Annotated in this window: 12 protein-coding genes; 1 reads left to right on the plus strand and 11 read right to left on the minus strand. The window is 46.5% G+C overall.

Annotation, left to right across the window (positions count from 1 at the left end; translation table 11 throughout):
• Positions 1-2: 2 nt before the first annotated feature.
• The 11 genes from J7E78_RS14290 to J7E78_RS14340 all read right to left on the minus strand — a co-directional run bounded on the left by J7E78_RS14290 (position 3) and on the right by J7E78_RS14340 (position 12,730).
• Complete coding sequence (locus J7E78_RS14290) at positions 3-956, minus strand: 4-hydroxy-3-methylbut-2-enyl diphosphate reductase (protein WP_124115489.1); 954 nt, start codon at positions 954-956, stop codon at positions 3-5.
• Positions 957-1,023: 67 nt separating this feature from the next.
• Positions 1,024-2,484 carry a sensor histidine kinase gene (locus J7E78_RS14295; protein WP_215076928.1) on the minus strand — a complete coding sequence of 487 codons (1,461 nt, stop codon included), beginning with the start codon at positions 2,482-2,484 and terminating at the stop codon, positions 1,024-1,026.
• 1 nt (position 2,485) lies between these two features.
• A complete protein-coding gene (locus J7E78_RS14300) occupies positions 2,486-3,175 on the minus strand; it encodes a response regulator transcription factor (protein WP_215076929.1) in 690 nt (229 codons plus the stop codon).
• Positions 3,176-3,347: 172 nt separating this feature from the next.
• Positions 3,348-5,012 (minus strand): S1C family serine protease, encoded by a 1,665-nt coding sequence (locus J7E78_RS14305; RefSeq protein WP_215076930.1) that lies wholly within the window; start codon positions 5,010-5,012, stop codon positions 3,348-3,350.
• Positions 5,013-5,159: 147 nt separating this feature from the next.
• Positions 5,160-5,822: a response regulator gene (locus J7E78_RS14310; RefSeq protein ID WP_215076931.1), complete on the minus strand. Its 663-nt coding sequence runs from the start codon at positions 5,820-5,822 to the stop codon at positions 5,160-5,162.
• An 18-nt stretch (positions 5,823-5,840) separates the two neighbouring features.
• Positions 5,841-6,866, minus strand: a complete 1,026-nt coding sequence (locus J7E78_RS14315; RefSeq protein WP_215076932.1) for a HAMP domain-containing sensor histidine kinase — start codon at positions 6,864-6,866, stop codon at positions 5,841-5,843.
• Positions 6,867-6,869: 3 nt separating this feature from the next.
• Complete coding sequence (liaF, locus tag J7E78_RS14320; protein ID WP_215076933.1) at positions 6,870-7,898, minus strand: cell wall-active antibiotics response protein LiaF; 1,029 nt, start codon at positions 7,896-7,898, stop codon at positions 6,870-6,872.
• Between the two features lie 185 nt (positions 7,899-8,083).
• The gene (locus tag J7E78_RS14325; RefSeq protein WP_215076934.1) at positions 8,084-8,347 is read right to left on the minus strand and encodes a hypothetical protein; all 264 of its coding nucleotides are present in this window, start codon (positions 8,345-8,347) and stop codon (positions 8,084-8,086) included.
• A 111-nt stretch (positions 8,348-8,458) separates the two neighbouring features.
• Complete coding sequence (locus J7E78_RS14330) at positions 8,459-8,998, minus strand: 3D domain-containing protein (RefSeq protein WP_215077111.1); 540 nt, start codon at positions 8,996-8,998, stop codon at positions 8,459-8,461.
• Positions 8,999-9,426: 428 nt separating this feature from the next.
• Complete coding sequence (gene thrS / locus J7E78_RS14335) at positions 9,427-11,364, minus strand: threonine--tRNA ligase (RefSeq protein ID WP_215076935.1); 1,938 nt, start codon at positions 11,362-11,364, stop codon at positions 9,427-9,429.
• Between the two features lie 412 nt (positions 11,365-11,776).
• The gene (locus J7E78_RS14340; RefSeq protein WP_215076936.1) at positions 11,777-12,730 is read right to left on the minus strand and encodes a putative sporulation protein YtxC; all 954 of its coding nucleotides are present in this window, start codon (positions 12,728-12,730) and stop codon (positions 11,777-11,779) included.
• Between the two features lie 171 nt (positions 12,731-12,901).
• Between J7E78_RS14340 and J7E78_RS14345 the strand changes: the two genes are divergently transcribed.
• Complete coding sequence (locus tag J7E78_RS14345) at positions 12,902-13,306, plus strand: hypothetical protein (RefSeq protein WP_215076937.1); 405 nt, start codon at positions 12,902-12,904, stop codon at positions 13,304-13,306.
• Positions 13,307-13,515: the final 209 nt, after the last annotated feature.

Here is a 13,515-nt window from a genome sequence, read left to right on the forward strand (position 1 = left end):
CCCTACGGTGTACGTGTTTTTTCTCTAACTGGAGGCAGCAGTTTGCTCATGTTCACGGTACGTTTGATCTCCCACGTCTCCGGCTTGTCATGTTCATACTGCTCCAGGTAAAGGATGACTTCCTTCGTAATCGGTGTTGGTGTTGATGCACCCGAAGTAACCGCCACCTTATTTACACCTTTCAGCCATTCTTGCTGAATCTCGGAAACATCGGATACACGGTAGGCCGTAACCCCCGCGATCTCCTCCGACACTTGTGCCAGACGGTTGGAGTTATTGCTACGAGGATCACCCACAACGATCACCAGATCCGCTTGACCTGCCTGTTCAGCAACAGCTTCCTGACGAACCTGAGTTGCGAGGCAAATCTCATTATGAATCTCAGCGCCCGGAAACTTCTCCAGCAAACGGCTCATAATGTGTTTGATATCCCACTGGCTCATCGTTGTCTGATTCGTAATAAGGATTTTGCCTGGAGGTACGTTCAGTTCTTCGATCTCTTCTTCCTTCTCGATCAGATGAACGAGGTCTGGTGCAACACCTACGGCACCTTCTGGTTCAGGGTGATTCTTTTTGCCAATATAGATGATCTGATAACCTTCTGCCGTCTTCTCCCGAATGAGATCATGGGTCTTGGTGACATCAGGGCATGTTGCATCCACTGTTGTCAACCCTTTGTCACGTGCCAGCTTGCGCACTTCAGGAGATACACCGTGAGCTGTGAAAATAATCGTGCCACTCTCCACTTGGCTCAAAATATCCATCCGGTTTGGACCATCCAATGTGATAATACCTTCATCTTCAAAGGAATCCGTCACATGTTGGTTATGCACAATCATACCCAATATATAAATAGGTCGTGGTAAATCCAGATTGCGTGCCGCTTGACGCGCGAGCACCATCGCATCCACAACGCCGTAACAATATCCCCGCGGCGAAATTCGCAGTACTTCCACTTGGTTGCCACCCGCTTTCTTTCTCGGCAACGTTGCCGATGTAATTGCAGTCCTGTCTATTATACCTTTATTCGATAGGCGGAGCAAAGACAACCGGCAACCAGATAATAAAGGTGGTTCCTTCTCCACGTCTGGTCACAACCTCAACCGATCCATGGTGTTCCTCAATAATCCACTTCGCAATCGAAAGTCCCAGACCGATGCCCGGTGTCGCCCCACGGGATTCATCTGCCCGATAGAAGCGATCAAAGATGAACGGCACTTCGTCCCGATCCATCCCAATACCGGTGTCGCTGATACGTAGCCCCACCTGTCCCTTGTATAATACGGCATCCAGCGTCACAGAGCCTTCAGGTGTGTATTTAAACGCATTTTCAATGAAAATAAACAGCATCTGTTGCAGATAGTCCTTACTACCGTTCACATAAATGCCGTTAAGGATGGAGAAATCTCCTGGAAGCCAGTCTGCCTGACGATCCAGAAATTGTGCTCTGCGTGCCACTTCCTGTACGAGAATCTGCAGCGGGATCGGATTCAGTTCAATTTTCTGACCCGTATCCGCTCTCGCCAGCGATAACATGTCGCTGATCAGCCTGCTCATACGTTTTCCCTCGTCCGCCATGTCTTCAATGGCTTCCAGCGACATTTGTTTAACGGTCTCCTCATCCAGATTCGGGCGGTCGGTTCCCTCCTGATCCCATAACTTCTTCAGAAAGTCAACATTCCCGCGAATGGTGGTCAGCGGCGTACGCAGTTCATGGGATGCATCGGATACAAAGCGGCGCTGGGCAGCATTCGTCTCCTCCAAACCACGGAATGACAATTCTGTACGCTCAAGCATATTATTCACCGTTTCAATCAGACGCCCGATCTCATCCTTAGGCCCCGTATATTGAATACGTACACTTAAGTCATCTCCCGATTGAATCTGATTAGCAGCATCAATGACATTCACGAGCGGACGCATCGACTTGCGGGCCAGAACGAGACCTGAGGTAATAGCGAGGGCCATCGCTACCAGCCAGCCAAAAACCAAAATATTAAGCAATGCTTCCAGCAAGCGCTCCTGTGAACTTACATTTGCTCCTACCTGAAGAATTCCACGTACTTCATTGGTACCCTGAAGAGAAAGGGGGAGCTGATTCACCAGAAACGGTGTACCATCCACATAGATCTTGGATATCCCTCGGTCTTTAAGTATCTCATTGGCTTTTAATACCGGAAACTGAATCCCTAGTTTCTCCATATTACCGGAAATTCTGCCTGAACGACTCTGATAATCCCAGAGTTGAATATAGATTTGTGCCTCCTGAAGCTGACTCTCTGTAAATGGGTCCAGGTCCAGCGACTGTGAGAGAGGATTAACACCAATTTGCTCTGTAATCCGGGTACTCTTCACCTTCAATTGCTGTTCGACTTCCTGGTAGGAGTTAAAATAAACAAAGGCATAGATTACAACGCCCCAAAAGATAAGAACAGCCGCCAAAATGCCAGAATACCATGCGGTTAGTCTTAACCGGATGGACATATCAGGAGTCACCTCTCAGAATATAGCCGGCTCCCCGGATGGTCTGGATTAAACGCTTACCACCGTATTCTTCGGTCTTCTGTCTGAGCATGGCAATGTACACTTCAAGCACGTTGGACTCACCGCTATAATCATAACCCCAGATTTTATCCATAATCAGATCACGGGACAGTACCCGTCTTGGATTTTGCATGAACAGATTTAACAGCTCGAATTCCTTGGCCGTCAGCTCCAGACGTTGCCCATCTCGGAATACTTCACGTGAGTCATTGTCCAAAATGATATCTTCATACATTAAGCGGTTGTCCGGCGTACCCCCACTATCAGACTTGCGGCGCAGCAATGCCCGGACACGTGCCAATAATTCTTCCAGCGCAAAAGGTTTTACAAGGTAGTCATCGGCTCCCGTGTCCAGTCCGGTCACCCGGCTCTGTACTTCATCCTTGGCTGTCAACATCAGCACAGGCACTTTGCTGCCTGCTTCTCTCAATCTCCGACATACCTCAAATCCGTCAATCTGCGGCATCATCACATCCAGCACAACGATGTCCGGCTCCTTGTCCATCAGTTTGCTGAGGCCTTCGGCTCCATTGGAAGCGGTCTGTACCTCATATCCTTCAAAAGCCAGCCCCCGGCGGAGCATGGATACAATTTTTTCGTCATCATCCACAATCAAAATAGTTGAACGCATGGTCTTTCTCCTTTATCCTAACGTTTTATCCCATTGTAACAGGCAGAAGCACAATCTGCATCTTCAAGTAAAAGTCTCCAGTCAAGCGTGCTCCATTGTTATCCCGTTAGTTCAGGGCAAAAAAACGGAAGGGCCTTCAAACCCTTCCGTTCTGTTAATCCTTGCCCCATATTTATGGTTGCTGCTGTTGTGTGCCTGTTGTTTGTGAAGTATCAAAATCATTTTTGTTGCCGATTTTGATTTTCAGATCCATTTTCTTACCGTCACGCACCACGTTTAATGTCACTTCACTGCCGATTTCCTGTTTCTTGATAAAATCAATCAGATCCTGACTTGTGGCGTACGGCGTACCGTTGGCACCTGTGATGATGTCATATGCACGAAGATCTGCTTGGTAAGCCGGTGATTGGAAGATCGTGCTGGCTACGACAGAACCTTCGGTAATATCTGTTCCCATTTGTTTAGCAACTTCAGGCGTGAGAGCCATCAGAGATGCACCGATAAAGGGTACTGGCTCTTTAGGAACTTCTTTGTTCTCTTTAAGATATTTAACAGCTTCAGAGATGACGCTCGACGGGATTGCAAAACCAATACCCTGTGCATCTGCGCTTACTGCAACGTTCATTCCGATAACTTCCCCATTCAGGTTAAGCAACGGACCACCCGAGTTACCCGGATTAATCGAAGCATCTGTTTGCAGCAAATGGCTGTACTCACGTGTTTTTCCTGTTTCTTCATCTGGAATGCTGATCGTACGTTCTTTGGCACTCAGTACACCTGCTGTAACGGTGTGTTCGAATCCTTCAGGGTTACCGATAGCTACAAGCCACTCACCGACTTGAGTACTATTGGAATCACCCAGTGGAGCTACAGGGAACGCATCGTCACCACTGTTTTTCTCAATTTTTAATACAGCTAGATCCAGATCAAAGCTGCTTCCTAGCAGTTTAGCTTCATAAGGCTTGCTGTTGTTCTCCAGCGTTACCTGGATTACGTCTGCACCCTGAACAACGTGTTGATTCGTCAGGATATATCCTTCTTTGTCAAAAATGAACCCGGAACCAATGCCCATAGGCACAAGCTGATTACTGCCTTGTGGTTGCTGGCTTTGGCCTTGATTGCCTTCCGTTCCGCCGCCATTACCAAAGAAGTATTGGTACAGCGGATCACTTGTATTTGATCCACCCTGACCCATTCCTGTACGTGAGGACTGCTTCGCGAGTGTTTCGATTTTGACGACAGCCGGACTTGTACTTGTTACTACGGAAGACACATCTTCTTTGCCTGTTGGCAGTAACGACGCTGTCACATTGTTGCCTCCGCCTGTGTTTGTGGACGCTTCCTGTCCAGAGCTTTGATTACCTGTGTTCGTAAGTGCAGTCTCCGGTGTGAACATGTTTGTTCTATCGGCTGTGTACATGAGAACGGTAATGACCAGCATACCGGCAATAAAGGAAAATAGAAGTGATCTTACGGAAGAGCGCGGCTTGCGGTTATTATAGTTCCAGTTGCCTTTGCCGCCATTCCCTTGATCTCCACCGTTACCTGAACCGTTTCCGCCGCCTCCTGATGATCTTTTCGCTTGTTCGGATGATTCACTATTATAGTAAGTAGGTACCGGTCTCACCGGATCAGGTTTTGTAATCTCTACATTTCCTTCTTCACGCTGATTATTGCTTCCCGTGTGATTTGCTGTATCTTCCTGATTCACGGACTGAAAAGGTCCATAAGAATAATAATAGGAGGATTCGTCCGTTCCGGAAGAATTGCGATTCTCCGTTTGTTTGATTTCATTTTCCTCGTCTTGACGGTTCGATCTATAGTTGCGTTCGTCCATGCCTCTCTACCTCCCAATCTCTTATTCACAAGAGATATTCTTTAACTGTTCTTATTTTGTACTTTAAACCTTAACCGTACCTTAAAAACAATTAAAAAGGAGATAAAAGCACGTAAGAATAGATTCTTTTCCCCGTCATGACAGCATTTACCCTTTCGTTTTCACCCAACCCTGACGATGCGCATAGATGGCCAATTGTGTACGATCATCCATCTCACATTTCATCAGCAGATTACTCACATGTGTTTTGACGGTTTTGATACTGATATGTAATTCTTCTCCAATGTCTTTGTTGGTCTTTCCCTCTGCAATAAGCAGCAACACTTCCTTCTCCCGTTCAGTCAGACCTGATTCACTCTCTCTCGCTGTACGTTGCCTGATTCCCCGAGTTAATGCCTGCGACACATCACCTGTCATCACAGGCATACCTCTGTAAGCCCCTTGAAGAGCATAGATCAGTTCTTCAGCAGAGACTGTCTTGAGTACATAACTTACCGCACCCGCTTCAATCGCTTGCACGACAAGATCATCTTCCAGAAAACTGGTGAGCATCACAATCTTCATCCCTGGAAATTCAGTCATGATGGCTTGTGTTGCTTCAGCGCCATTCATTATGGGCATCATCAGATCCATGAGGATCAGGTCCGGCATTTCACTATCATTTAACTTACGCAACTGATCAAGTGCATCCTGCCCGTGACCCGCTTCTCCCATCACATGAAAAGTAGGTTCCAGCATCAGATACGTTTTCAGCCCCATTCGTACCATGTCATGGTCATCCACAATCATTACGTTTACTTTCCCACTCATTCCGTCTCCCCCTCTAGATCATTCAGAAACATTCGGAAATTTCGGGATCAATACCCTTACCGTCGTTCCCGCTCCCGGCTTTGATATAATCTGAACTTGTCCCCCAAGCTTCTCCGCCCGTTCACGCATGGTAGATAAACCATATGAACCTGGACGCTCAGCTTGCTGCAAAAATCCCTGACCATCATCGCTGATGCTCATGCTGATTTGATGTTCACTCTCCCGTATGGACAGACTGACCACTCCCGCCTCTGCATGCTTCACGACATTGGCAACCGCCTCCTGAATAACAAGAAACAGCTGGTGCTCAATGGCATCCGAGATTCCGCCATCCAGTTCCAGCTCTTTCACACCTTTAAGACCATTCTGCCTGCAATAATCAGGAAACCAGCTATCCAGTGCAGCGGTGAGGTCACGCCCTTCCAGCTCCACCGGTCGAAGTTGGGCAATCAGTCCTCGCATCTGACGCTGTGCAATATGTGACATCTGGATCAACTGGTCCAGTACTTTACCACCATGTTCCGGATTCATCTCCAGCAGACGCGGCAAGGACGAAGCCGACATATGCATGGCAAACAGCTGCTGGCTCACCGTATCATGGAGGTCCCTTGCCATACGTTTGCGTTCTTCCAGTACAGCGCGCTCCGAGGCTTGTTCCTTCTCGATGACTTCCTGCTCACCAAGGCGCTGAAGCAGTCTCATCTTTTTCTCAATCGAATCCATCATGACATTGAACTCCTGATAGACACGACCGAATGAAGCGTCATCTGCTTCAGGCATGCGCACCGCCAGATTACCCTTGGACACTTTCAACATGTTGAGATCAAGCAGATCGATCTTGCGTTGAAGTCGTAATGCAGCGATATATCCGGTGATAACGGTGGCCAGCACAACAACGGCAACATAGGTCCATGCCCGCTGACGACCAGCCACCATCAATACCTCTCCATACAATAGATAGAATCCGCCCAGCGTAATCAGACCAGTTAGCGCAAAATACATCATCAGTTCCCATTTATTAGCCTTGAGAATCGTTCGAATCATGCGTTAACCCACCTTATTCACTTTGACGTCTCCGATAAACACACTTACAATAATCCGTACCTTTTTGCTTGCTTCATGGTAATGGGCAGTTTCCGCCTGGGCACTACTCAGGAATCCGCCGCGTTTCTGGTTCAACAGTGACATGTCTCCAATGAACGAATTCGTCGTCACCGTCACACCCAGGTCCATATCCTCTGGTACAAATACTTTCACATCACCGATAAATGAAGAAATAACAATCTTTGTCTCCCCGTAAGGAATCTGTGCCTTGGTCAAATCAATTACGGTATCTCCGATAAAAGCCGAGATATTCATTGGTTTTAACGAGAACACTTCCTGCCCCATGTACAGATCACCGATAAACGCTGATTTGTTAATTGTATTGCCACTGCCATAATCCCCATAACCATTTCCGTAGCCATCATCATAATGTTCTTCATATCCGGTATCGTTAGAGTTATACGATTGATGTTTCTTCTTATACTGTGGTCCTTGTGATGATGAATCCGTTGCCCCTGTGAAATGAGGGCCATGTGGGTCATTCTTCTGTTCCTGTTTTGGTTTGCCAAATGTTTTCTCGAACTGTTCGTCAAACGACGACGGCATCTCTAAATCCTCCGGAGACAACGGTTTATAAGGTTGCTCAGGTGCTGGAGGCGGCTGCATCTTGTCATGATGTTTCCGATCACGACGTCGTGGCCCAATCAGTACAAACAATCCTCCGCCAATCAGCATAACCGGAATCAGATAACGGATGAACTCCCCCATAGAGTAATCAATCCATCCCAGGTTACGGGCTAGAAAGTAACCACCGATCGCCAGTACAATTGCCGGTCCAATAAAGGCATAACCCCCGTTGCGACGAATCTCTGAGATTCCTTTGACCCCCCACCAGATTAGAAATAACGGCCAATATGTTCTGAAAATATATCCTACATCAATGTCATATCCCAATTGTTTGAACAAGATCATCGCACCAATAGCAATAAGAGGTATGCCTACCCACCAGCGGTCACGCGTAGATCGTTTCATCGCTCATGTCTCCTTTGTCTGTATTATGTATCCAGTGTAACTCAGACAAGACAATGAGAACAGCGGCGGCAGATGGAAGTCATCTCGGTCTCGAGACGGAGATGGTAGGATATTTATGTAAAAAAATTCGTATATGTAAAACACCCCGGAGCTGCTGCTCCAGGGTGCTGAATCTTTATCTTTAATTATTTCTGGAATTTCCCTGCTCGGCCTACTTGGCCTGCTTTGCCTACTTGACCTGAATGGCCTAATTGCCCTGTTTGACCAGTGTTTTCTACACCGAACTCGGCATTGAATTTTTCATCAGGTGTTTGGAAATTGTCTTTTACTTTGTTTTGCTCAGATTGCTTCACTTTAGATGCTGCACCGTTTGTTACTCCATGTTCCTGACCAAACTCAGCATTGTACTTCTCGTTTGGCGTTTGGTACCCTTGAGATTTCTTAGCCACAACGAATCACCTCTCTCTTCATATTTACGCTGCATTGCTGCAGCGCGGGGTTCGTCCCCAGTCAGTATTATGTGAAGAGAGCACTTCAGTTATTCATGTTCACATGTAAAATTAAATGGCCTTGTCCAGCCAGGAGTCCGGTACAGATTTGTACACATCAATTGCATCGGCCAACTCGCTGAGCATCTTTTCTGTGCATTTCCCAGCGCCTTGCCTGATCACCTGTACCTCCACATCCTTTTTGCCCCACTCTTTGTACACTTGCTTGGTTGTCGGGAAATACAGATCGATTTTATTACCTTTGATCGCTGAACCCGTATCTGCAACAATCCCGTATCCATAGCCCGGAATATACAGAATGGAGCCCATTGGAAACAACTTCGGATCAGCTGCAATCGTGGAGACTGTTTCTTTATCACGACGTACCTTTACACCGGAATACGTAATTCCGTATTGCGGGTGTTTGGGTCCTTTGCCTGTAGACTCCACACCTGCCGTATATCCCGTTGCTGTAACCTTTTGTGTACCCAGGATTTGTTCTGAACGCGGAGCAAGCACCGGCATAGACGGATCTGCCACTTGTTTCTCTGGAAGCTCAGGCCTTGGAATGACTATCGGCTGTGGTGACCACAGTAAAGCCATATACACCATGGTGGTAAGCTGGGCCCCATCGCTGTATTGATGGCTGACCTGTTCTGGAAATTCTTGATCAGACTTGCTCGTAGTTCCAATAATCGGACCTTCAATGCCGCTGCTCTGACTCTCGACATGCAGTACTGCACTTTCCTCTTCAAATGTATAAGCATCCGCCTGATTCAGGCTGATCATCATTCCGGCGAACATTACACAGCCAACCAATAAACCCCGTATATGTTTCTTTTGAATTGAGAATTGCTTTTTCATTGTATAACCTCCCCCTCACTGCAAAGGTTTTCCAAAAAGCAATTAATCTATACTTTTCACAGCAAACACTACGAAAAAACGCCTGAATAACATAGGTTAATCCCATGTTATCCAGGCGTTATTCAGAGTGATCAGCGCAACTTATGCACTGGTTATCTGATAGATTATTTGTTCATTTATACCAAACGTGTTGCAATTTCTTCTTTCAATTGAGCGATAATTTCATCGACGGGTTTCATGCCCAGATCGCCTTCTCCACGCTTACGCACGGATACTGCTTCTGCATTACGCTCATTCTCACCAACAACAAACATATAAGGCATTTTCTCAAGCTGCGCCTCACGGATTTTATATCCAAGCTTCTCATTCCGCAGATCGGCTTCAGCAGAGATTCCCGCACGTTTCAGCTTCGCTTCCACTTCACGCGCATAATCGTCGAAGTTTCCGGATACCGGGATCACTTTTGCCTGAACCGGAGACAACCACAGCGGGAAAGCTCCTGCAAAGTTCTCCAGCAAGAATGCTGTGAAACGTTCCATTGTACTAATTACACCGCGGTGAATAACGACCGGACGATGTTTCTGTCCGTCATCTCCCACATATTCAAGTTCAAAGCGCTCAGGCAACAGGAAGTCCAGTTGAACTGTAGACAATGTCTCTTCTTTGCCCAGGGCTGTTTTGATCTGTACATCCAGCTTCGGACCATAGAATGCCGCTTCACCTTCAGCTTCATAGAATGGAAGATCAAGCTCTTCCACAACTTCACGCAGCATGCGTTGCGACATCTCCCACATCTCGTCGTTCTGGAAGTATTTTTCGGTATCCTGCGGATCGCGATAGGACAGACGGAAACGGTATTCGTTGATACCGAAATCCTTATAGACAGTTTGAATCAACTCGATAACACGAGCGAACTCTTCTTTGATCTGATCCGGGCGTGCAAAAATATGTGAGTCGTTCAGTGTCATTGCACGTACACGGTGCAGACCTGTTAATGCCCCCGACATTTCATAACGGTGCATCATGCCAAGCTCTGCAATACGGATTGGCAGATCACGGTAGCTGTGCATGCTGGACTTGTACACCATCATATGGTGTGGACAGTTCATTGGACGGAGAACGAGTTCCTCGTTATCCATAACCATTTTCGGGAACATATCTTCCTGATAGTGCTCCCAGTGTCCCGATGTTTTGTACAATTCCACGTTACCCAGAACCGGTGTGTATACATGCTGGTATCCAAGGCTTTCTTCCAGATCCACAATATAACGCTCCAGAGTACGGCGCAGCTTCGCACCGTTAGGCAACCAGATTGGCAGGCCTTGGCCGACCAGTTGGGAGAAGGTGAACATTTCCAGCTCTTTACCCAGCTTGCGGTGATCCCGTTTGCGAGCTTCTTCGAGGTAGTGCAGATGCTCGTCCAGCTGTGCTTTTTTCACAAAAGCCGTACCATAGATGCGTTGAAGCATTTTGTTTTTGCTATCACCACGCCAGTAAGCACCCGCGACATTCATCAGTTTAAACACTTTGATTTTGCTAGTTGATGGTACGTGAGGGCCACGACACAAGTCGAAGAATTCACCTTGCTCATAAATCGTGATTACGCTGTCCTCAGGCAAGTCACGAATCAACTCAAGTTTGTAAGGATCGCCCACTTCTTCAAACGTTTTGATCGCGTCCTCGCGGCTAACTTCCTTACGTACAATTGGCAAGTTCTCGTTCACAATACGTTCCATTTCCTTTTCGATCTTTTGCAGATCTTCAGGATTGAGCGCATGTTCGAGATCCATATCATAGTAGAAACCATCTTCAATGACAGGGCCGATACCGAGGCGCACCTCTTTGTTACCATATAAACGTTTCACTGCTTGAGCCATCAAATGAGCTGTACTATGACGCATTACTTCAAGTCCTTCTGGTGAATCCAGAGTTACGATCTCCACCAATGCTCCCTCATGAAGTGTTGTGGACAAGTCCACCACGATACCATCCAGCTTGCCGGCTACGGCATTTTTGCGCAATCCACTGCTAATTGAAGCGGCTACGTCCTCAATGCTGCTACCATCCGCGTACTCACGTACCGAACCATCCGGTAATTTAATGTTCACTGCCATTTGTCTCATTCCTCCTGTTAATGTAACCTTCGTGTCCAGATATTTATGGACTGATTATCTATTGCTATTCCAGTCATTTTGCAAAGGAACGCAAAAAACACCCGTCCCGGCAAAGGGACGAGTGATATATACTCGTGGTTCCACCCTAATTCAGCTGATTCATCCATATTCGGAAATACAGCCCTCATTGGCATGACGATAACGGGCATGACCCGGCAGATCCTTACTCGCGGATAATCCCAATAAAGGCGATGTTCTACTCCACTTTCAAAATTGCAGCTACAAAGGGGTAAACCATACGTGATATCCGGAGGAAATTTCAGCCTGGGTTCCTCTCTCTGCACCGATCTTGCGTGTGGTTGTTGTCTTTGTCAACGCTTTTGGTTCAATGGTTCACATGAAAATTCATGGATCAACAGTTATTATAATTGCCGAGATCACTTGCGTCAAGACCTGTCAACAATCCTGAGCGCAGCACTTCGCATTCCGGGCAATGATGACATATTTGTACTTTGTCTTCAAAGATCTGGCATATGGTCGAGATGATTGGCAGCTCCGGGGTACGTGTATGAAGCATGACTTTCTCAGGAGAGATCGAGATGAGTGTACTTACAATCATATCTTCAATATCCATCTCCAGTTCCAGACCCGGCATTTCCACAACAACCTGTTCATCCTTTTGCACGGGTAACAGATTAAGTCCAGCATCCAGGACCTGAAATTCATGCATTCCCTTGTGTACAAGATGAACCAGAGGTACTTTGGCTTCTTGAAAAAACACAAAATATTTTAACAGCCCCATAAACTCTTCATACTGCCGATCCATCCAGAACTCATCCAGCGCATACTCCACTAATTCCTGAAGCTCCTGCTTATATGGCCGTATGCGGAAGTTGATAATACCTTCAAGGTGAAAAAAGTGAACATCCTCCAGATCCTGCCGTAGTCCACTGGCTAACGTAGTACGGCGGCGCTCCCGAAGTCCGGGCTGATCCAGATCACCATTTAATAGAAGTGGCATACAGATTCGATTGACCTTCTCCACCTCATGCTCATCCATGACAGAACATGCCTTGGCGATCATATCCTCTACCATGCTCCGTTCTTGTGTCTCCATAATGAAGTCGGCGAGTCCAAGGGAGAGCAGATCACTGATCCGGGGAAGCCATTGCTGAAAATCTTCGTGATTCTCATTCCCTCTGCACACCCAGCTTGCTCTTCCATCATTATGTTTGAAGGTGAGCCGAAATCCTCTTTTACTTATATGTAAACCTTTGGTTTTTTCCTTGACACAACGATAAAATTGATCCGCTTCCTCTTGCCCTGATACATTGGTCCATACAGCAAACAGTTCCACAAGAATCACTCCTTTCCTTCCTGTTCAAAGTATATGGCAAGGCCGATGGGGATATACGAAGCGGATTGATGGAAAGCGTGTCATGATTTCTCAGTATATTATGAAGAGGTTTGGAGTTAAGACAAAAATGTGTTATTATTTTAATAACAGTATGTTTCACGGAAAAGGAGGGAAGCCAAAATGACACAACAACCTAGAATACTCCACTACACGATCATTATCATTTTGTGCGTTTTCCAAGCCTTGTGCTTCCCTATTCCGATGCAGTCCGAATCTGCCGTTGGGGTGTCTGTAGAAGCAACTTCCAACAAGGAAGTGCTGTTGCAAATATCCGAATCCCAGCAGAAACCTGTCATTCGCAAACACCCACAAGTCATGTCCAAGCTAATTGCGGTTACGCATAATAAGCCTGTCTTTCTTGTCCTCGCATTGTTATTGATGCTGCGAATCCCTACAACGGGTCTGTCCTTTAAACCGTGGTATTGTCTGTTTAAACGCAGATTATTTCTTCTACCTATTAAATTCACCAGCATGTATGTATCCCTCACCCCTATAGCACCAAAATACGTGAACGCTCTTCACTAGCCGTCAAGACGTATTTTACAGGTTGCTTTTGCATGGAGACACCTCTGTATTTAAAGACGGTGTGCTTGTGCATAACTTATAACCCTTTTAGCACACGTTAGATAAACCAATGTTTATGACAGTACCTATTTTTGTTGTACCCACACCTACAAATTCAAATCATATGGCTGTGTCAGGAATTTCTGGCTCTGTTTACCCGCATCTTTTTG

This window comes from Paenibacillus polymyxa, from assembly GCF_018614975.1.
In the GTDB taxonomy this organism is placed as follows: Bacteria; Bacillota; Bacilli; order Paenibacillales; family Paenibacillaceae; genus Paenibacillus; species Paenibacillus polymyxa_E.

Bases quoted from the DNA above. Each gene is read 5' to 3' on its own strand.
- J7E78_RS14295 (WP_215076928.1), bottom strand. From the start codon at position 2,484: ATGTCCATCCGGTTAAGACTAACCGCATGGTATTCTGGCATTTTGGCG.
- J7E78_RS14300 (WP_215076929.1), bottom strand. From the start codon at position 3,175: ATGCGTTCAACTATTTTGATTGTGGATGATGACGAAAAAATTGTATCC.
- J7E78_RS14305 (WP_215076930.1), bottom strand. From the start codon at position 5,012: ATGGACGAACGCAACTATAGATCGAACCGTCAAGACGAGGAAAATGAA.
- J7E78_RS14310 (WP_215076931.1), bottom strand. From the start codon at position 5,822: ATGAGTGGGAAAGTAAACGTAATGATTGTGGATGACCATGACATGGTA.
- J7E78_RS14315 (WP_215076932.1), bottom strand. From the start codon at position 6,866: ATGATTCGAACGATTCTCAAGGCTAATAAATGGGAACTGATGATGTAT.
- liaF (WP_215076933.1), bottom strand. From the start codon at position 7,898: ATGAAACGATCTACGCGTGACCGCTGGTGGGTAGGCATACCTCTTATT.
- J7E78_RS14330 (WP_215077111.1), bottom strand. From the start codon at position 8,998: ATGGTGTATATGGCTTTACTGTGGTCACCACAGCCGATAGTCATTCCA.
- thrS (WP_215076935.1), bottom strand. From the start codon at position 11,364: ATGGCAGTGAACATTAAATTACCGGATGGTTCGGTACGTGAGTACGCG.
- J7E78_RS14345 (WP_215076937.1), top strand. From the start codon at position 12,902: ATGACACAACAACCTAGAATACTCCACTACACGATCATTATCATTTTG.